The following is a 20,237-nucleotide window of genomic DNA, read 5'->3' as shown; positions in this document are numbered from 1 at the left end:
TGGTGTGAACGATGACGGCGGACCCGGGAGGGCTGGCAGCTACCTCGGCGCCGGGGTTTCGCTTATTCCTTCGGGCGCTTGAGGTAGGCGACGAGGCCGTTGTTGTCCGGACCGGGGACGACTTGGACGAGTTCGTAACCGTCCTCGCCCCACTGATCGAGGATCTGCTTCGTCGCATGGACGATGAGCGGCACGGTGACGTATTCCCACTTGGTCATGATTCTCCTCGGTTGTCACTTCAACATTGGCAGGTGCCAATCCCAACACTATCCGAGAAGACCTTTTTCAGTGAGGCCGTTGCGTCAAGTGGGGAGACACGGCGGCGGCGCTCTTGATAGCTCGCTGAACGCCGTCGGTCAGTCGATGAAGGAGGCGGCCGTGAACCAGGCGACGGTCCCGACGGGGCCGGCGCACAGCACGCCGAACCACCACCAGTAGAACCGCGTCCTCCGGTGCAGGATCACCCACACGAATGCGGCGGCGAAGAAGGGCAGACATACGAACGCGAAGATGATGAGACTGAAGGCCAGATCATTCTCGTAGCATCCTGAACCGACCGGTCCGTCGGGGCACTCCATACGATTGAGCCATTCCGAAAATCCGGCAATCACGAAGATCGTCGGTCCGATCGAAGCCACAGCACCGAGCAAGCACAGAACCGAGTAGATCCACTCCGCGCCTTCCGGCCACAGTCTGTTGCGCGATTCAGCAGGTGTTCTCTCACGCATGCCAATCACCTTGCCTGACCTCGACTGCTGACCGTCTGCCCGCCGAACCCATGTAGCGAGTCTACCGGCGTATCGCCAGGCACGACTTGGTTGTATCGGTTGCCGCCGGAGAAAGACACCTACCAAAGCAGCCTCTCACAATACGGCTCCGGATCGGCCGAAACAGATTGTGATAGGTGCGAGGTATGCCTGTCGCGCTATGAAGTATTGGTGAGGGCCGGAGAGTCCTCTCCGGAGCGGACAATGGTGCAAGAAACTCATTTCCATACATGGTGTTCGTAGTAGTAGCGCACCAGCGCCATGCCTGGGTCAGGAGTCCGTGTCGCGCTCCCCGGTGTGGCGAAAACACCAGGCAACTTGGTCAAGTTGTTGCTCATCATCGTGTGCACAGTCTGATCCCCCATCGTGATGTCGGCTGAGAACCCGGCAGTGTTCCGGTCTTTCGGCAGGGGGTTGAAGTCGTCACCAGACAATTCCCATATCGTCCAGTATTTCGTGTACCAGGTGTCATCACTGAGATACTTGATCTTCTTGCTTCCGACAGGCGTGAGCTTCAGCGTAGTCTCGGGCCCGCACTTCTTCACTTCCAAACCATCGCGGAGACCGATGATGACCTGTTTGACGGACACATCGGTGATCTCGTCGTTCGCGACGGCCCCAGATCCGAGCGGGGTGGACGTGAGAAGGATCTTGTCCGTCGAATAGGGAATGTAGGTGTAATTTGATGTCTCGTTGTCTAGCTCGCTCTTGATCTCATCGGTCGATCCTACGAACACCGGTAGATACGCGAAAGCCATCTGTCCGTCATCCACGTCTCGCCAGCCGCCCTCGTTGACTTCGTCAAGCGAGCAGTAAGTATCCGGGTCCTCATCGTGAGCCGCCTGCTGGAACTGTTCAGAAGTGTTCGTCGTTGGAGACTGTTTGCTCTCGTCTACGCCGTTGTTGTCACTGATGGGAGAGGCATTTTCGGAACCGCCGAGTACGGAACAGCCGGAGAGAGCGATCAGTCCGATTGCAATGCTGCTCAGCATTGTTCCGAAGGTTGCTGCGCGGCGAGGCGATCTGCTGGGCCGCGATGACGAGTACGACAATTTCACGTAGGGGATTTCCTCAGTGCGGGGAGGTCAGATCTTATGACTTTAGATCTCCGGAGCTTCCAGACTACATGAGCAATATATAAGCTTCCTGACCGGCAGTGACTACGAATCATCGTCGGTTCACCAGTGCGCGACTCTGAAGACTCCCCGGAACGACAATCTGTGCTCGTGTCGGTCAAATAGGAGAGAAATTGGACGTAGGCCGTTTGATGTCGCCCATCTTCAACGCTGGTCGCCCAGTAACGGGCACGGGCACCAGATCCTGTTGCGACTTCCGTGGGCTATAGTCGCTGCTCTCAAATCCGATGCGTCGAGAACTGGAAGGCTCCTCAAGTTGCGTAGCGAAGGGTGGGACCTACCAAGCGGGGTCGTTATCTGATAGACGCATCTATCAGTTAACGACCCCGCTTGTATGATCAGTTGCCGCCGAGACCTGGTGCCTCGTCGCCGCCGTCTCCGCCGCCGTCGCCGCCATCTCCTCCGCCGTTGCCGCCGCCACCGCCGCCATTCGACGAGCCGCCGTTCGACGAGCCGCCGCCACCGGTGCCACCGCCACCGCCGGTACCGCCACCACCGCCGCCGCTGCGGCCGTTGGTCGACGATCCGCCGCCGCCTCCGGAGCCGCCGCCCTGGAAGTACTTGCCGCTGGGCTTGGGGAAGCCGGTATTGCCCTTGGTCTCCTTGACCGCCTGGCTCATGTAGGCCTGCCAGGTCTTACCGGAGATCGTGGCACCGTAGACGTGTCCGCGCACGGCACCGGCGCCGTTGGTACGCCAGTCGCGGGTTCCGCTGGGGTCACCGGTCCAGACCGCAGTTGCCAGGGTCTTCGTGAACCCGAGCAGCCAGGTGTGGCCGACGTCGAAGTTCGTCGTACCGGTCTTCGCACCGGCAGGCACGCCGATTCCGAGACCGGTGGTCGTACCACCGTTGAAGGTCTGCGTCAGCGCATACGCGACGCCCTTGGCCACGTCCTTGTCGAGGACTCGTTTGCAGCCTTCGCCCGGAACATCGACCTTTTTCCCGTTGCGGTCCTTGATCTCGGTGATCGGCTTGGGGCCGCAGAACTCTCCTTCGTTCGCGAAGGTCGCGAATGCCGCGGCCATGGCGATCGGGGTGGTCTCGGTCGTACCGAGGATGGATGAGGGCGACAGGGCCTGGATGAAGCCCTGCTTGTTCTTGTAGTCGAGGGTCTCGCCGCTGCCGTAGCGGATGCCCAGATCCATCGCAGTGTCCATGATGTCGCACATGTTGAGCTGATTGCCCATAGCGGCGTAGCCCGTGTTGACGGACTTCTTCGTCGCTTCGAGCGCGGTCATCGAGCCTTTTCCCTCGCCGTCGCCGGCGTTGTTCGGATCCCAGTCGCCGCCCATGTTCGGGCAGCCGCTGTACTTCCAAGAGCTCGCTGGGAAGTTGCGCTTCGTGGCGTTGACTGTGGTGTTGAGGCTCTTGCCTTCCTTCAGCCATGTGGCCAGCACGAAGGGCTTCCATGTCGAACCGACCTGGAATCCGCCACCGCCGTTGTGCTTCTTGTCGACGGTGTAGTTGATCGAGGTCTTCTTGTTCTTGTCCTTCTTCTTGACCTCTCCGGCGGTGTACTCACGGTTCTCGGCCATGGCGATGACCTCACCGGTGCCGGGTTCGATCGTCACCAGCGCGTGACCGGCACCGGAGGGGTCACCGACGGGCACACGCTTCTTAACCTCTTTGTCCGCGATCTTCTGGATATCGGGATTGAGGCTGGTCTTGATCGTCAGGCCGCCACGCTGGAGGAAGGCGAGTCGCTTATCGACTGTGTCGCCGAAGGTGTCATCATTCATGATGACGTTCTGGACGTAGTTGCAGAAGAACTCTGACTTGCTCTTGGCCGCCGAGCAGCCGTTCGGCGTCTCATGCAGATCGAGGTCGAGGTCGGTCTTGACCGCCTTGTCGTATTCCTTCTGCGTGATGTGCTTGTACTTGAGCATCTGCCCGAGCACAGTATTGCGGCGTTTGAGTACCTGGTCGGGGAACCGCTGCGGGTTGAACGCGGAAGGGTTCTGCACGATTCCGGCGAGCATCGCCGACTGCTGGATGTTGAGATCCTTCGCGTGGATGCCCCAGTACCGGTAGGCGGCGGCTTCGACGCCGTAGACGTTCGGAGATCCCGAGTAGTTGTTGATGTTCATGTAGCGGTTGAGGATTTCTTTCTTGTCATACTTCTTCTCAACCGCAACAGCGAGCTTGGCCTCACGCAGCTTACGCGCGTAGCCGGCGGTGCCTTCGGACTCCTTCGCCGCTGCGACGCCTTCTTCGTTCTCCTCGGCGTGGGCGTTCTCGGCGAGCACGTTCTTCACGTACTGCTGGGTCAGTGTCGATCCGCCCTGCGTCGTCGAGGACACCATATTGTGCACCGCTGCACGGGCGATGCCCTCGATATCGACGCCGCCGTGTTCGAAGTACCGATAGTCCTCGACGGCGATCGTCGCATTCTGCATGTTGTCCGAGATTTCGTCCAGCGGCACCTCTTGGCGGTTCTGCCAGTAAAAGTCCGCGAGCTTGGACCCATCGGAGGCGAGCATCGTCGACTTCTCGCCGAGATCCTTGATCTCCAAGGTGGCGGGAAGCGAATCGAAGATCTCGACCGCGCTGTTCGCGCTGGCTGTGGCTACGCCGACTCCGGGGATGGCAAGACCGGCGGCGACGATGCCCGCCACCGCGCTGACGGCGACGAACTGCATGAACGCGCCCATCTTGGTCGGAGTGGGGTTTGACTCAGGAGACACCATGAAAACAAGTTTAGCGAATTCGCCTTGTGCAAATCTTCAGAAACCGCTGAACGAGTCAGACCCGGGCGACGAGTTCGAGGACGCTGACTTCCGGTCGGCAGGCGAAACGCACAGGTGAGTACGGTGAGAAGCCGAGGCCGGCGGAGATCTCGACGAGGCTGCCACGATAGGAAAAGACGCCTCTCGCGCGTGTCCGATCCAGATCGCAGTTCGTCACCGGCGCTCCCCAGAAGGGCACCCGGATCTGTCCGCCGTGCGTGTGCCCGGCCATGATGAGATCCGTCCCCGCCGAGGCGAACGCCTCCAAAGTCCGCGAATACGGGGCATGCGTCACGCCCACCTTGAGACCGGCCTCCGGGTCGAAGCGCGGATGCTCGAGCACGCCGTCTCCCGCCGCTTCCCCACTCCACCGGATGCGGTCACGGTCGATGTGGGCATCACCGAGCCCGGAGAAATCGATGCGGGTGCCCTTGATCGTCAGGGCCGCCTCGGCGTTGTCGAGGAAATGCCAACCTGCCCCGCCCGTCGCGGATTCGCCTTCGAACCCGCGAACAAGGGCCTTGACGTCGAGGTCGGGGTCGACACGGTGCTTGACCTCCGAGGGGGAACGCAGATACTTCGCCGGATTCTTCGCCTGCGGAGAGAAGAAGTCGTTCGACCCGAGGACGAAGACGCCGGGGACATCGAGGAGGCCGGAGAAGACGTCGAGGACGTCGGGCACGATGTCGGCAGAGAGGTTGTCGCCGGTATTGACGACGAGGTCGGGCTCGAGCCGGGTGAGCGCCTTGACCCAGGAGGCGCGGTGCTTCTGCCACGGTGCCAGGTGCAGGTCGGCGACGTGGAGGACGCGGATGCTCTGCGCACCAGCAGGCAGGATCGGGAGGGTATGGCGACGGATCGCGAAGAGATGCGGTTCGATGACCGCACCCCAGATGCCGGCGGCCGCGGGAACGGCGAGAGCACCGGCGAGGAGAGCGCGTTTCTTCATTTCCCCAACTCTATCCCCTCCCCTTGCTACTGTGAGGATTGATAGTGGCTGGTCTGGGACTGGCTGGCAGAGTAGGAACCGACCGTCCCATCGATCATCATGACTCTAATTGCTACTGACTCAGACGATGTCATCGTCAGGATCTGTCTGGTGATCGGTGGGCGGCCGGCCCCGGCTCGGCCCACATCGGTAACTTGATCAGAAGGTTGTCCGTTCCTGACCGAACGTGACTCATCACAGTAGTGTTCCGACGTGACTATCTCCCGGACCGGAGCCGACCGTTCGACGGTCGGACATCATCCGCTCTAACACGGGAGAATCACGAACCGTCATGACTATCATCTCGCATTTATATGCGTTTGTCGTCGGCGTCGACACGCATGCGAAGAACCACGTCTACGCCGTGCTCACCAACACCGGCGAGCACATCGATACCCGCGAATTCCCAACGACGAATGCTGGACTGGCACGAGCGTTGGCCTGGGTCGGTCGTCGCACCGGCGGGCACTTGGACACCTTGTGGGTGATCGAGGGTATCGGCACCTACGGAGCAGTCCTGGCCGAGAACGTCGCTGAGGCTGGATACACAGTCGCCGAAGCAGCGAGCATGAATGTTCGCGACCGTCACAGCACGGGCAAGGATGACCAGATCGATGCCCGCAGAATCGCGGCCACCGTTCTGCCCTTGGAGCAGTCACAACTGCGTGTGCCCAGGCAGGCCGATGGGCCGCGCCAGGGACTGCGGATCCTGGTGGGTGCCCGCGAGTCCATGACGCGGGAGAAGACCCGCACCATCAACGCGCTGACCGCATTGTTACGGGCGAACGATCTCGGTCTCGATGCGCGAAGGAAACTGTCAGTCGCCAAGATCCGAACGGTGTCGAAGTGGCGGGTCAGGAACGAGCCTGTGGCACGTTTGGAGGCACGTCGGGAAGCGATCCGGTTGGCCAAACGTGTCATCGAACTCGATGCGGACATCAAGGATTACGCCACACGGATTCTGGCTCTGGTCAAGGACAGTCCGGCTGCTGTGTTGCTGGCTCAGCCGGGGATCGGGCCGATCACTGCCGCCGTGTTCTATCTGGCGTGGTCGCATCCGGGGCGGGTGCGTTCCGAGGCTGCGTTCGCGAAGCTGGCGGGGGTGAGTCCGATTCCAGCGTCGTCGGGCAATGTGGTGAGGTTCCGGCTCAACCGCAGTGGGGATCGCCGGTTGAACTCCGCGTTGTACATGGTGGCCATCACTAAGTTGTCCTTCGATGAGGAGACTCGAGCGTACATGGCCAAACGGCTCAGGGAAGGGCTGTCGAAGAAGGAAGCTATCCGGTGTATCAAGCGGTTTGTGGCTCGGAGAGTGTATCGGCTTCTCGAGGCGACGAACGTGGTTGGGCAGGCCGCTTGACAAGCATAGAAGGATCCCGACGGCGGCCCAGCAACCTGGCGCCACGTTGCTGCGCCGCCGTCAGGTAGCAATTAAGGGGTGGCGGGCTGGGGTGTGTTGTGGTCTTTGGCCGCACGGGCGGCGCGGCGTCGGTGCAGGGACTTCATCCGGCGTCCCCCGACGAGGCGGCAGACGACGTAGATGAGGAACGAGATCGTCGTGACGAACGGGCTGATCGGCACCACGGGAGAACCCAGGGCGATGAGGATGCCGCCCACCGAGGCTGTCACCGCGAAGATCACACTGAGCACCGGCACCCACACTGGGGAGGCAGAGAGCTGCGTGGCCGCGGCCGCCGGGGTGATGAGCAGGGCGAGGACGAGGAGGACGCCGACGACCTGCACGCTCAGCGCCACCGCCAGTCCGAGGGTGAGCATGAAGACGATCGTCAGCAACGAGACCGGCACTCCCTTGGCCCGGGCCACCTCGGGATCGAGGCTGGAGAACAGCAGCGGGCGCCACACGATCACAAGCACCACCAGAACCGCGAGGGCACAGATGATCAGGGTGAGGATCTGGCTCGGGGTGATCGCGACGATCTGTCCGGTCAGCAGCCCGAACTTGTTGGCTGCACGCCCGTCATAGAGGGCGAGGAAGAGGATCGCCAACCCCAGACCGAACGGCATGAGCACACCGATGATGGCGTTCTTCTCTGAGGCCTTGGCTCCGCCGACTCCGATGATCAGTGCCGCCACGATCGATCCGACGATCGATCCGGCGACGACGTCGAAGCCGATGAGCAGGGCGAAGGCGGCTCCCGCGAAGGAGAGTTCGGAGACTCCGTGGACGGCGAAGGGAATGTCGCGGGCCATGACGAAGACGCTGATGAGGCCCCCGACGACGCCGAGCAGTGCCGCAGCGATGAGGGAATTGGCCAGCAGACCGACGAGTTCGCCGTAGTCTTCGAAGGTGAAGAGGTTGCCGAAGATCTCTGTGATGCTCATCGGTTCACCGCCGCATCCAGGTCGAATTCCTCGTCGGGCATGTGATGGTGGTCCACGCACTCCTCTTCGCCGCCGACGACGACGAGGCGTCCGCCGACCTGCACGACCTCGACCGGGGAGCCGTAGAGGCGGGACAGCGACTCGGTGGTCATCACCTCGGCGGGGGTGCCGACGAGGAAGTGTCCGCCGACGATGTAGAGGATCCGGTCGACGTAGGGCAGGATCGGGTTGATCTCGTGGGTGACGAAGACAACCGCGGTGTCACGTTCGACCCGCTGCTCGTTGAGCAGTGCCGCGACGACCTTCTGGTGATGCATATCGAGCGAGAGCAGCGGTTCGTCGCACAGGAGCACGGAGGGATCGTTGGCCAGGGACTGGGCCACTCGCAGTCGCTGCAGCTCACCGCCGGAGACGGTGCCCGCGGGCGCATCGGCGTAGTCGGTGGCACCGACAGCGGCGAGCAGCTCGTCGACCTTCTTCTTCCGGCCTCGCGAGAGCAGGCCCATCCCCCATTTGTGACCGTCGATGCCCATCCGCACGAGGTCGCGCCCGCGCATCGGGGTGTGCGGGTCGATTCCGCGCTGCTGGGGAATGTAGCCGATAGCCGGGTTGCCCGAATGCACCTGCCTGCCGCCGACCTCAGCAGTGCCGGCGGACAGCGTGTTCTGCCCGAGTAATACCTTCAGCAGAGAGGTCTTGCCGGTGCCGTTGGGGCCGAGGACCGCCACGAACTCCCCCGGCGCGACGTCGAGGTCGAGATCATGCCAGAGCACGCGGGGACCGAACCGCAGTTCGGCCCCGCGCAGGCGAATCACCGGCTCCCGGAGTGACGTCGGTGCGGAAGCGTCGGATTCTTTTGCCATTGTCAGTGTTTGTGTCCTTCGAGAGCAGTCGAGATGTCGGAGACGTAGCCGCCGATCCAGTCAGTGTAGTGCTCACCTTCCGGCATGGTCTCGGCGAGGTCGACGACCGGAACATCGGAGTCCTCAGCCGTGGACTTCAGCTCTTCCGCCTGCGGACCTGCCGCCTGAGTATTGTAACCAAGAACCACGGCTTCCCCATCGGAGATCTGCTTCTTCGCGGCCTTGAGCACCAGAGGCGGCACATCATTGCCTTCTTCGACGGCCTCGAGGAACTCATCAGAGGTGATGTTCTCCAGACCCATATCGTCAAACAGCCACAGCGGCACAGGTTCGGTCGCTGCGGCCTTCTCGCCGCCGTGCTCCTTCTTCACCGCATCGATATCGTCCTGCAGCCCCCCGAGTTCGCCCTTGTAGTCCTTCGCATTCGCCGCGAAGTCGTCCTTGTGCTCCGGCAGAGCCTCGCCGAGGTGGTCGGCCACTTCGTCGACGAGCTTCGTCATCGTCGGCACCGAGTACCAGACATGTTCGTTGAACTCGCCGTGATCGTGGCCCTCGTGGTCATGTCCTTCGTGCTCTTCCTCGGAGTGCTCATCGCCCTCGTCGGAGTGCTCGTGCTCGTCACCCTCTTCGTGGGTGTGGCCGCCACCGTGGGCCTCTTCCTCATCATCACCGTGTTCGTGACTGTGGTCGTGAGGTTCGTTGCCGAGGCCTTCAGAACCGGGAAGACCGGAGATCGAGACAGCATCGATCGTCTCCACATCAGCATCCGAGGCTTCGAGCATCGTGGTCATGAAGGCGTCGTAGCCGCCGCCGTTCTCGACGACGAGGTCGGCTTTCGACAGCTTGAGACGGTCCTGGGTGGTCGCCTCGTAGGAGTGCGGGTCCTGGTTCGGGTCATCGATGATCGGGGTCACTTCCGCGAAGTCGCCGGCAACCTGGGAGACGATGTCGGCGTAGACGTTCGTCGAGGTGACGACCTTCAGGTCCCCCGAACCGGAGTCAGAGCCGGAAGCGGCAGATCCTCCTCCGCAACCGCTGAGGACCAAGGCCGTCGAGGCGGCGATGGCTCCGGTGGTGAGAGCGATGCGGGAAGATGTCATGGTGGGCCTTTCAAAACTGAGTTCAACGTGGTCAACATCGACGACGATACTCAGATCAGCGGCTCGCCACTAATATAAATATTTATATATAGCAACGCTTTTATGTGTTGCGGCGCGCTCGCCGCCCCTCCGGCCCTCAGGTAGCGCAAAACTCGAAAAGCACGTCGCTGGCGACGCGTCTTTCGAGTTTCGCGTTACCCGAGCGGCCAAGCGATGCTCCCGCAAGACGACGAACCGCCCGGGAGAATCCTCCCGGGCGGTTCATGGTCTCAGCTGCCGCGCTGCCCCCAGCCTTTCGGGGGCCGATCGCGACGATCACCTCGCCGAGGCGGCTGCGATCAGGCGGCCTGTGCCTCGAGCTTCGCGGCCAGCAGGCCGGCGATCTGCACGGTGTTCAGCGCCGCACCCTTGCGCAGGTTGTCGTTGGATACGAAGAGGACGAGTCCCTTGCCGGCCGGTGCCGACTGGTCCGCGCGGATGCGTCCCACGAAGCTGGGGTTCTTCCCTGCCGCCTTGAGCGGGGTCGGAACCTCGTCGAGGACGACTCCGGGAGCAGCGGACAGCACCTCGGTGGCCTTCTCGGGGCTGATCTCCGAGTCGAACTCGGCGTGGATGCTCAGGCTGTGGCCGGTGAAGACGGGCACGCGCACGCAGGTGCCGGCGACCAGGAGCTCGGGCAGGCCGAGGATCTTCCGGCTCTCGTTGCGCAGCTTCTTCTCTTCGTCGGTCTCGTTCTGACCATCGTCGACGACCGATCCGGCCATCGGCAGAACGTTGAACGCGATCGGTTCGACGTAGTTCTCCGGTGCCGGCAGGTTCACAGCGGTTCCGTCGGTGGTGAGCTTCCGGGCATCGGGGATGCCGGCCTCGAGCTGGCTGGCGAGTTCCTCGACTCCGGACAGGCCCGAACCGGACACCGCCTGGTAGGTGGCGACGATGAGGCGGGACAGACCCGCCTCGGCGTGGAGGGCCTTGAGCACGGGCATGGCGGCCATGGTCGTGCAGTTGGGGTTCGCGATGATGCCCTTGGACACCGCGTCGAGAGCCTCGGGGTTGACCTCGCTGACGACGAGCGGAACCTCTGGGTCCGAGCGCCAAGCCGAGGAGTTGTCGACGACGATGACCCCGGCGGCGGCGAAACGCTCTGCCTGGGCACGCGAGGTCGCTCCGCCGGCGGAGAACAGGGCGATGTCGAGTCCGGACGGATCCGCCTCGGCGGTGTCTTCGACGGTGATGGACTGGCCCTTGAAGACAACGGTCTTCCCGGCCGAACGGGCCGAGGCGAACAGGCGCAGGGTCCCGATCTCGAACCCGGGTTCGTCGGCCAGGAGGTCGAGCATGACACCGCCAACCTGGCCGGTCGCTCCGACTACTCCGATATTCACACTCATCGTCCGGTACCTCCGTACACCACTGCTTCGTTGTCTTCGCTGTCGAGTCCGTAGGCGGCGTGCGCGGCCCGGACGGCGTCGTCGAGCAGGTCTGCTCGGGTGACGACGCTGATGCGGATCTCCGAGGTGGAGATCATGTCGATGTTGACCTGGGCGTCGCTGAGCGCCTCGAACAGGGTCGCGGTCACGCCCGGGTGGGAGCGCATACCGGCGCCGACGACGGAGAGCTTTCCGATCTGGTCGTCGTAGCGGACCTGGTCGAAGCCGATCTCGGCCTTGACCGCGTCGAGGGCTTCGAGCGCCTTGGCTCCGTCGTCCATGGGCAGGGTGAAGGAGATGTCCGTCTTGCCCGGCTCACGGGTGGAGATGTTCTGGACGATCATGTCGATGTTCGCCTCTTGCTTGGCCAGGGTCTTGAAGATCTCGGCCGCCTTGCCCGGGACATCGGGAACGCCGACGATCGTGACCTTGGCCTCCGACCGGTCATGGGCGACGCCGGAGATGATTGCCTGTTCCATGGTGGACTCCGTTTCTGATTCCGCTTCCGGGGTCGATGGTCCCCGTCCCTGTCGGAAGGCTTCTGGGATGGGTGAATCGGTCACCCAGGTTCCTTGGTTGCGAGAGAATGAGGACCGCACATGCACGGGCACGTTGTAGCGGCGGGCGTATTCGACGCAGCGGAGCATGAGGACCTTGGCGCCCGAGGCGGCCATCTCCATCATCTCCTCATACCCGATCTCATCGATCTTGCGTGCCGTGGGCACGATGCGCGGATCGGCGGTGAAGACGCCGTCGACATCGGTGTAGATCTCACACACATCGGCATCGAGGGAGGCAGCCAGCGCCACGGCCGTGGTGTCGGAGCCGCCGCGGCCGAGTGTGGTGATGTTCTTCGCGGTCTGGCTGACTCCCTGGAATCCGGCGACGATGGCGACGTATCCCTCGTCGAGGGAGGAGCGGATGCGGCCGGGGGTGACGTCGATGATGCGGGCCTTGCCGAACTGCTCATCGGTGATGACGCCGGCCTGCGAACCGGTGAATGACTGGGCTTCGAAGCCGAGGTTGGCGATCGCCATGGCCAGGACCGCCATCGAGATGCGCTCACCGGCGGTCAGCAGCATGTCGAGTTCGCGTGCGGGGGGCATGGGAGAAACCTGTTGGGCCAAGTCGATGAGATCGTCGGTACTGTCTCCCATGGCCGACACCACGACGACTACCTCGTGGCCGGCTTGACGGTACTCGACAATTCGTTTGGCCACCCGCTTGACCGATTCCGCATCGGCTACCGAGGACCCACCGAACTTCTGGACGACTATGCTCACTGAAGTATCTTCCTTATCGCTGATAAGTTCCGTGCCAGGCGATCGATTCCATGGTTCCAAACATGGAGGTCTCGTGCTCCATCGATCAGGATTTCAGCCGTGTCGGGCTCCCGGCACCTCGACCATTGTATGAGGTAGGTCATTTCGGTTCACCTTCGACCGCCATTCAGACAGCCTCTGACCGGGCCGGATGCTGGCCATCGGCGACCCCTCCGTTCGCTGTCCTGATGGGCGAGACGCGGGTTCGTCACAGGCCGTTCAGCCCCTGCTCAGAAATCGTTATATTGCAGGCCCTGCGAGCCGCCGAGACCTCGACCGCTCACCTCGGTCGGCGTTCGACCGTGAAGAGGTCTCCGGGCTGGCAGTCGAGGACCTCGCACAAAGCGATGAGGGTGGAGTAGCGCACGGCCTTCGCCCTGTTGTTCTTGAGCACGGAGAGGTTCGCCAGGGAGACGCCGACACGCTTGGACAATTCGGTGAGGCTGAGATCCCTCTGTGTGAGCACCGAGTCGAGGTGGCAGATGACGCGTGATGAGTCGAACTCTTCGACCATCACACAAGCCCTTCGAGTTCTTCTTGGGCCTTCCGGCCCGAACGGAAGCAGCGGCGCAGCAGCTCGGCCCCGCCGAGGATTCCGAGAACCAGCCACGACTGCATCACGGTGATGCCCGGTCCGACTCCGTCACCGATGCCGATATCGGCGGCGATCCAGTTGCTGCCGAGCATCATGGTGATGAAGTAGATGATCCATCCGATCACCACGATCCAGGTGAGCACGCTGAAGGCGCGGGACGCCCGGGACGTGAAAGGGGTGCCTGCGGCGATGTCGCGGATGACCGGCACAAGGGAGATCGCAGCGCCGAGAACGGTGAGGATGAGAGCGATCTTCGCGATGATCACGAAGACCACTGCCCCCGCGGAGACATCGCCGGTCGCCACGGAGATCTCGGTGAGCCCGCGCAACGAGGCGGTGCCGTTCGGGACGTCGAGCGCGGACACCACGTCATCCTCGAAGTCCACCGACAGCGAGACCTCGGAATGGACGAGTCCGGTGATGAGATCGGTGACGGCGTAGACGACGTAGAGCCCCACCGCCAGACCGATCCAGAGTTCGTAACCGGTGCCGAAGGCCTTGCGCTTCTGTGGATCATCGTGCGGCTTCTGTTCGGACGTCGGTGACATGACAGTGCCTTTCCGCCTCGACGGGCGATCGACCGAGCACCCGGTCCTCGCCCCGCCATTGTCGAACGCTTATCGTTTCTCGATATATCGATAAACAATATATTTCACGATTATCGATATGGTGTCAAGGGTTCGAATGACCGCGGTTCAGTTCAGGACAAGCCGACTGGGCGAAGGTCGGGACGGCGTTCAGTCGATCTCGCGGCGGCCGGAGAATGCCCGGCCGAGAGTGACCTCATCGGCGTATTCGAGGTCACCGCCGACGGGCAGGCCCGAGGCCAGGCGAGTCACGGTCACACCGAGCGAACCGAGCAGCCTGACGAGGTAGGTGGCGGTTGCTTCGCCTTCGAGGTTCGGGTCGGTCGCGATGACGGTCTCTTTGACCTCACCGTCCTGCAGGCGGGTCATGAGTTCCTTGATCCGCAGGTTGTCCGGACCGACACCGGCCATCGGGTCGATCGCTCCACCGAGGACGTGATAGAGACCCCGGTATTCGCGGGTGCGTTCGATCGCGACGACGTCCTTGGGCTCTTCGACCACGCAGATCATTGATCGGTCGCGGCGCGGGTCCTGGCAGACCGTGCATTCGGCCTCTTCGGACACGTTGCCGCAGATTTCGCAGAACCGCACACGTTTCTTCACGTCGGTGAGCGCCTGCGCGAGCGCGTTGACGTCGCTGGAGTCGGTCTGGAGGATGTGGAAGGCGAGTCGCTGCGCCGATTTCGGCCCGATGCCCGGAAGCTTGCCGAATTCTTCGACCAGATCCTGGAGGGCACCTTCGTAGACAGCGCTCATACTTCTCTTTCGTCAATGATTTCGCCGCCGAGGACGCGTGCGATCACGTCGACCCCGATCTGGGGTGCCTCGGAGACGTCGAGGTCCGTTTCCGGATCATACTCGTCCTCGTCCGATCCCGTGGCCTGCGGGTAGGGGTCGGACCCCGGCGCCGAGGCGGCGCTGGGCTGGGTGCTGGCCCCGGCGTTGGTCTGCGGGGCAGATCCGAAATCGGATCCACCGGGCGGAGTCGTGTGGACACCGTGCTTCTCCGCGAGGGCGGCGAAGCGGGACTTGAAGGGTTTGGATTCGTTTGCGCGGTTCGGCGGCGGGGTGTGGGCGAGGGTCGATGTCTGCACGGCCGATGCCGCGGCCTCTCCCCCGAAGTCACCGGTGTCACTGAGGTCGGGGTAGTCGAGGTCGTCGTCGGGTGGAGGCACGACCACGGCTCCGACATCGACCGCACCGCTGCCTGCGCTCGTCGTATCGACATCGGCAGAAGTGGTGACCGTCGGACCGGTGTCGGGTCCGTCGTGCCAGTTCGGCTCGTCCCACCGCGGCTGGACGTATTCCATCGGTGAGTTGTCGTCATCGCGCGACGGACCCGGTTCATCGGATGGCTGCGACTGCGCATCCGGTGAATGCGCGTGCCCTTCATCGGCCGGTGTCTCGCCCTCGGGATGGGCCGACCGACTGTCGGATGCCCAGTCCTGGTCGCCAGAATCTGGGCCGCTGCCACCGACACCTTCGGGCGCCTGGTCGACGGGAGATCCGAAGAAGTCGTCGTCGGAGAGATCGGGCACGACGATCTCAGGGACGTCGGCTTCGGCACCACTTTCGTCGGCGACGGTGGCGGGCTCGACCGGTGTGTCCGATTCGTCCGAGTGCGCCTGTGTGGCGGCACCTTCGTTCGCAGCACGGTCGTCGACAAGGTCGGCGATGCCAGACTCGGGGGCGCCGAACTCTGGCTTGTCCGGATTCGCCGGAGCCTGTTCGGACTCGCTCTCGTCGTCGGGGCGGTTGTTCTCAGGAGTCGGTTCGCTGGGTGGCCCCGGCTGTTCTCCCTCCTCGTCGTCGGAGGACCAGGGGCCTTGAGTCGGTCCGCTGGGCTCCCAGAACTTCTCGTGATCGACCTGTGGTTTGTCGACTTCGCGGGTGCCGACGACCGCGGCGACTTCCTGCGGGCTCGGGCGGCGCTGGCTGGGCGCCGGACCGTGATTGCCCCCGGTGTCGTTCATGGGCGGGGCCGAAGCTCCCTTGCCCTGATGTCCGCCGGATGCGTTTCCGCCTCCGATCCGGCCGACATCGCCGACGTCGATGCGCGCCTGGATGCCGAGCACGTCGTTGATGGCGGCGGCCAGTTTTGCGCCGTGGTCGCGCTGCTGGAAGCCCTGGACGGATCCGGGGTTGTTGAAGCCGAGGTAGACGACCCCGTCGGAGAATGACTGCGGAATCGCGTTGGCCGCGATGATCGCGCGGGTGAGGCGGCTGCGCTTCTCGACGGCGGCGAGGATGCTCGGCCAGGCGCGACGGATCGCTTCGATCTCTCCGCCGATATCTCCCGATCCCGCCACCGAGATGGCTTCGGGTGCCGCTGCCTGCTCAGTCTGCGAGGTCTCCCCCTGCCCAGAGGGCGAGGACGAGTCCGGTGCCGACACTGGCGCCTGTTCGGAAGCGGTCGGTTCGGGCACCTGGCGCTGCGGTTCGGGCCGCTGGTTCTCGGGCTGCTGGTTCCCCGGCTCCGGCGCGGATGCTGATGCGGCCGCAGATTCCGACGGGTGAGTGGGCCGCTCCGGCTGTGCGGACCGATCGGTCTGCGCGGATCGGTCATGCTGCGCGGGCCGGTCGGACTGGACCGGTCGTCGGTCCTGCTGGGCCTGCTGCGGCCGCTGAGACTCCTGAGACTGCTCCGGCCGCTGCACCGGCTGCGCCCCCTCCGGCTGAGACTGACCCGGCTGGGCCGGCTGGGCCTGAGACTCCTGGAACTGATCAGGCTGAGCCGGTGGATTGGGCTCGTTGAGCATCGATTCTGCGGCGACGGCCATGGCGGCGATGTCATCGAAGTCGTCGTGATCGGCAGTCTGGGGCTGCCCCGCAGGTGCGTTTGCCGCCTGCGCTCCGTCGCCTCGTCCGGCATCGCCCGTCGGCTCCTGCCCGGCGGGGCGCCCCTGACCCGACGCCTGACCAGGCGCTTGGCCCTGCGTCTGGCCAGCAACCTGCCCCGACCCCGGAGCCTGACCCTGGTCCGGTGCCTGCGCCGGGGGCAGATTCGCTGCCACACCGGTGGCCGACATGCCGATCCGTCTCTCCATCCGCTCCATGCGGCTGAGTACGGCGTCGCGGCTGCGACCGGAACCGGGCAGCAGAATGCGCGCGCAGATGAGTTCGAGCTGCAGCCTCGGCGAGGTCGCCCCCGACATCTCGGTCAATCCCTCATTGAGCAGATCCGCGGCGCGGGAGAGCTCCCCCTGGCCGAAGCCGGCGGCCTGCAGGGTGAGCCGTTCCAACCGGTCCGGCGGCACCTCGGGCAGGAAGGCATGGGCCGCCTCGGGGGCAGCATTGATGACGATGAGATCGCGGAAGCGCTCGAGCAGGTCCTCGACGAAGCGCCTGGGGTCCTGACCGGATTCGATGACGCGTTCGACGGCACGGTAGACCCCTCCACCATCACCGGCGGAGAAGGCATCGACGATGTCGGAGAGCAGAGAGTCCGGGGTGTAGCCGAGCAGCGCGATGGCCCGGCCGTAGTCGACTCCGTCGGGCCCCGAACCGGCGATGAGCTGGTCGAGCACGGACAGGGTGTCGCGCACGGAACCACCGCCGGCACGCACGACCAGGGGCAGCACACCCTTGGCCACATTGACATCCTCCCGACCGCACAGATCCTCGAGGTAGTTCGTCAGCGCCTCGGGCGGAACCAGCCGGAAGGGATAGTGGTGGGTTCGCGAACGGATCGTGCCGATGACCTTCTCCGGCTCGGTGGTCGCGAAGACGAACTTGATGTGCGGCGGCGGTTCCTCGACGATCTTGAGCAGGGCATTGAATCCCTGCGAGGTGACCATATGCGCCTCATCGAGGATGAACACCTTGTACCGGTCGCGGGCAGGCGCATAGATCGCCCTCTCCCGCAGGTCACGGGCATCGTCGACACCGTTGTGGCTGGCCGCGTCGATCTCGACGACGTCGAGGGAACCGGGCCCGCCGTTGGCCAGGTCCCGACAGCTCGGGCATTCACCACACGGCACCGGGGTCGGCCCCTTCTCACAGTTGAGGCACCGGGCGAGGATCCGCGCCGAGGTGGTCTTTCCGCACCCGCGCGGCCCCGAGAACAGATAGGCATGGTTGATGCGGCCGCGGTCGATCGCGGCCTTCAGCGGATCGGTCACATGCTCTTGACCGATGACCTCGTCGAAGGTCTCTGGGCGGTATCTTCTGTACAGTGCGGTGGACACGTCCCCTAGCCTAATGCCAACGACTGACACGAGACACGGCCCCTGCGCCCTCCCCCGATCTTTCAGCTCCCTACCCCGTCACGGCCCCCGAGACTCCCGCCGTTGTCGCTCACCGCACGATCAGGCACGATAGAGATCATGACCCAGCCCAACCCCTCCGGCCCCGCCGACAACGACCCCGCGAAGACCTTCCGCATCGGCCACAAGGAACGTGACGAGGCGATTGAGATCCTCCGCGAAGCCGCCGGTGACGGACGGATCACGGTCGATGAACTCGACGAACGGATGGAGAAGGTCCACGCCGCGAAGTTCCCCATCGACCTCGACGAGGTGCTCGCCGACCTCACCACCGAACTGCCCTCCGATCGCTTCCGCCCCACCTCGGCGATCGCACCCGCCGCTGACCGCGGGCAGGCGATCCAGGGACACAACCTCCTCGATCCGCTCGTCATCAAGGCCGGCTGGGAGTCCGAGGTCCGCCGCGCACGCTGGGCCGTGCCGCCCTACATCCGCTGCGAACCCTCGATGTCGAACATCGAGCTGAACTTCCTCGAGGTCGACACGGATCTGCAGACCATCGACGTCGAGATAGTCGCCGGCATGGGTTCGGTCACGGTCGTCATCCCCGATGACTGGGCTGTCAATGTCGACGAACTCTCGAAGTCCTGGGGCAGCGTGAAATCCGTGGTCAACGCCGTCCCCACCGGTCGCAAACCGATCGTGCGGGTCGGCGGTTCGATCGGCATGGGCTCGTTCAAGGCCCGCTTCGCGAACTACTTCGACCGTCGGCGAATGGCCAAATGATGGAACCCGGTCTCGGTGCGGTCATCTTCCTCACCTTCGCCATCATCATCGTCTTCAGCCTCGGCGCGTGGCTCGTCTACCGGGTGATGACCAAACCCGGCGCGCACATCGGCTCCCGCCTGCCCAAGCACGACCCCCACGCCGAGGCGGACCCCACCGATCCGTCCCACCTGGGCCCGGGTGACAGCCCCGATGACGGCCCCGACGAGCTTCGGTGAACCGGCTCCAGCGACCCCGATGTGCTTGAAAACACCTTCGGGCCGTGGTCGACTCAACTCATGTCTGAGATTCGGATCACCCGCCTCGATCACACGGATGAGGACGCGCTGGTCGCATGGAACGACCTCATGCGCATCGCCTACACCGACGATCGCACCGCGGCCTGGTGGCGCAGCCCCGAAACGACGGTGACCCAGTTCGCCCATCCGCGCACGGACAAGACGGACATCGCCCTGGTCGCCCACCTCGGTGAGGAGGCCGTCGGCGGAGCCGAGATCAACCTCACCGACGAATCCCCGGCGTATGCCGAGCTCGGGGTCATCCCGCCCCACCGTCGCCACGGTGTCGGCACTGCCCTCGCCGAGGCGGTCGAGCAGATCCTCGCCGACGTCGACAGACCGTCGGTGATCGTCCAGACCGAGACCTACTGCCCGGCCGGGGTCGCGTTCGCCGAAACGCGAGGCATGAGCGTGGGCAATGAGGAGCACCGGCTGCTGCTCGACCTGCCCGCGTATCTGCGCGCCGATGCCGACCGGTACAAGGACTCCGGGGCCTCGACGACCGTGCCCGTACTCAAGACGGATCCGGACTTCTCGGTCACCTCGTGGATCGGTGCATGCCCGGAAGAGGTCCTCGAGTCCTGGACCAGGCTGCGGGAGCAGATGGATGAGGACGTACCCGTCGGTGACCTCACCCGCCCGGTCACTCACGCGAGCACCGCCGCGATCCGCAGCCATGAGGAGCGGATGGACGATCAGGGGTGGGTCCTGGTCAGTTCGATGGCCCATGTGGGAGATCTCGCCGTCGGGTATACGGAGATCATGGTCTCGGTCCATGCCCCGGAGATCGTCATCCAGGAGGACACGCTCGTCGACCGCGCCTATCGGGGGCGGGGAATCGGTCGGGCGCTCAAGGTCGCGAATCTGCGTCAGCTGCCGGCGGTGCCGGCGACCGCCTCGGCGAAATGGGTGCAGACGTACACGGCGACGAACAACGGACCGATGCTCGCACTCAACCGGGATCTCGGCTTCAGCGTCGCGGACACGATGACGGCCCTCGAGTGTTCCGTCGGACACAGCGAAGCGGCGCCTCGCCCTCAGAAGTGAGGATGCGAGACGCCGCCGACCGGGGCCGTGGGCACTGCCGAGAGGTGGCCAGGTTGCCGGGCCG

General features: G+C 64.0%; 18 protein-coding genes. 4 read left to right on the top strand and 14 right to left on the bottom strand.

The features are described from left to right. Nucleotides 1–62: 62 nt before the first annotated feature. The 5 genes from sp36 to J9314_RS05135 form a co-directional block, all read right to left on the bottom strand. Entirely contained in the window at nucleotides 63–218 is a 156-nt protein-coding gene (sp36, locus tag J9314_RS05155) for a Sp36 family protein (protein ID WP_009883339.1), read from the bottom strand. A gap of 138 nt (nucleotides 219–356) precedes the next feature. Beyond that, nucleotides 357–728, bottom strand: a complete 372-nt coding sequence (locus J9314_RS05150) for a hypothetical protein (RefSeq protein ID WP_210604841.1) — start codon at nucleotides 726–728, stop codon at nucleotides 357–359. A gap of 257 nt (nucleotides 729–985) precedes the next feature. Next, nucleotides 986–1,759 (bottom strand): hypothetical protein, encoded by a 774-nt coding sequence (locus tag J9314_RS05145; protein ID WP_210604840.1) that lies wholly within the window; start codon nucleotides 1,757–1,759, stop codon nucleotides 986–988. Nucleotides 1,760–2,241: 482 nt separating this feature from the next. After that, complete coding sequence (locus J9314_RS05140) at nucleotides 2,242–4,590, bottom strand: transglycosylase domain-containing protein (protein WP_210604839.1); 2,349 nt, start codon at nucleotides 4,588–4,590, stop codon at nucleotides 2,242–2,244. A 55-nt stretch (nucleotides 4,591–4,645) separates the two neighbouring features. Next, on the bottom strand, nucleotides 4,646–5,578 hold the full coding sequence (locus J9314_RS05135) for a metallophosphoesterase (protein ID WP_210604838.1): 933 nt from the start codon (nucleotides 5,576–5,578) through the stop codon (nucleotides 4,646–4,648). 331 nt (nucleotides 5,579–5,909) lie between these two features. On the opposite strand from J9314_RS05135, the gene J9314_RS05130 reads away from it, so the two are divergent. Then, complete coding sequence (locus J9314_RS05130; RefSeq protein WP_210604304.1) at nucleotides 5,910–6,977, top strand: IS110 family RNA-guided transposase; 1,068 nt, start codon at nucleotides 5,910–5,912, stop codon at nucleotides 6,975–6,977. 71 nt (nucleotides 6,978–7,048) lie between these two features. Here J9314_RS05130 and J9314_RS05125 read toward each other — a convergent pair whose 3' ends face one another. From J9314_RS05125 to J9314_RS05085, 9 genes are all read right to left on the bottom strand, one after another. Next, nucleotides 7,049–7,960, bottom strand: a complete 912-nt coding sequence (locus J9314_RS05125; RefSeq protein ID WP_210604837.1) for a metal ABC transporter permease — start codon at nucleotides 7,958–7,960, stop codon at nucleotides 7,049–7,051. Continuing rightward, the gene (locus tag J9314_RS05120; protein ID WP_210604836.1) at nucleotides 7,957–8,823 is read right to left on the bottom strand and encodes a metal ABC transporter ATP-binding protein; all 867 of its coding nucleotides are present in this window, start codon (nucleotides 8,821–8,823) and stop codon (nucleotides 7,957–7,959) included. The genes J9314_RS05125 and J9314_RS05120 overlap by 4 nt, the downstream gene beginning before the upstream one ends. Before the next feature lie 2 nt (nucleotides 8,824–8,825). After that, nucleotides 8,826–9,923: a metal ABC transporter solute-binding protein, Zn/Mn family gene (locus J9314_RS05115; RefSeq protein ID WP_210604835.1), complete on the bottom strand. Its 1,098-nt coding sequence runs from the start codon at nucleotides 9,921–9,923 to the stop codon at nucleotides 8,826–8,828. 338 nt (nucleotides 9,924–10,261) lie between these two features. Further along, nucleotides 10,262–11,314 carry an aspartate-semialdehyde dehydrogenase gene (locus J9314_RS05110; RefSeq protein ID WP_210604834.1) on the bottom strand — a complete coding sequence of 351 codons (1,053 nt, stop codon included), beginning with the start codon at nucleotides 11,312–11,314 and terminating at the stop codon, nucleotides 10,262–10,264. Further along, nucleotides 11,311–12,636, bottom strand: a complete 1,326-nt coding sequence (locus J9314_RS05105; protein ID WP_181274643.1) for an aspartate kinase — start codon at nucleotides 12,634–12,636, stop codon at nucleotides 11,311–11,313. Before J9314_RS05105 ends, J9314_RS05110 begins: the two co-directional genes overlap by 4 nt. Before the next feature lie 319 nt (nucleotides 12,637–12,955). Beyond that, on the bottom strand, nucleotides 12,956–13,189 hold the full coding sequence (locus tag J9314_RS05100) for a helix-turn-helix domain-containing protein (RefSeq protein ID WP_210604833.1): 234 nt from the start codon (nucleotides 13,187–13,189) through the stop codon (nucleotides 12,956–12,958). Then, nucleotides 13,189–13,818: a DUF2975 domain-containing protein gene (locus J9314_RS05095; RefSeq protein ID WP_210604832.1), complete on the bottom strand. Its 630-nt coding sequence runs from the start codon at nucleotides 13,816–13,818 to the stop codon at nucleotides 13,189–13,191. Before J9314_RS05095 ends, J9314_RS05100 begins: the two co-directional genes overlap by 1 nt. Before the next feature lie 189 nt (nucleotides 13,819–14,007). Next, nucleotides 14,008–14,613, bottom strand: coding sequence for a recombination mediator RecR (gene recR / locus J9314_RS05090; protein ID WP_181274640.1), 606 nt, complete (start codon nucleotides 14,611–14,613; stop codon nucleotides 14,008–14,010). Next, nucleotides 14,610–18,044 (bottom strand): DNA polymerase III subunit gamma and tau, encoded by a 3,435-nt coding sequence (locus J9314_RS05085; protein ID WP_210604831.1) that lies wholly within the window; start codon nucleotides 18,042–18,044, stop codon nucleotides 14,610–14,612. Before J9314_RS05085 ends, recR begins: the two co-directional genes overlap by 4 nt. Nucleotides 18,045–18,182: 138 nt before the next feature. Between J9314_RS05085 and J9314_RS05080 the strand changes: the two genes are divergently transcribed. From J9314_RS05080 to J9314_RS05070, 3 genes are read left to right on the top strand one after another with little or no spacing between them, the layout of a single operon-like run. After that, nucleotides 18,183–18,848 (top strand): DUF1707 SHOCT-like domain-containing protein, encoded by a 666-nt coding sequence (locus J9314_RS05080; RefSeq protein WP_210604830.1) that lies wholly within the window; start codon nucleotides 18,183–18,185, stop codon nucleotides 18,846–18,848. Continuing rightward, nucleotides 18,845–19,066 (top strand): hypothetical protein, encoded by a 222-nt coding sequence (locus J9314_RS05075; protein ID WP_210604829.1) that lies wholly within the window; start codon nucleotides 18,845–18,847, stop codon nucleotides 19,064–19,066. The genes J9314_RS05080 and J9314_RS05075 overlap by 4 nt, the downstream gene beginning before the upstream one ends. Before the next feature lie 60 nt (nucleotides 19,067–19,126). Next, nucleotides 19,127–20,173, top strand: a complete 1,047-nt coding sequence (locus J9314_RS05070; protein ID WP_210604828.1) for a GNAT family N-acetyltransferase — start codon at nucleotides 19,127–19,129, stop codon at nucleotides 20,171–20,173. The last annotated feature ends 64 nt before the right edge of the window (nucleotides 20,174–20,237 follow it).

The organism is Brevibacterium oceani (genome assembly GCF_017948325.1).
In the GTDB taxonomy this organism is placed as follows: domain Bacteria; phylum Actinomycetota; class Actinomycetes; order Actinomycetales; family Brevibacteriaceae; genus Brevibacterium; species Brevibacterium oceani.
This window is presented reverse-complemented; position numbering and strand designations above follow the sequence as displayed.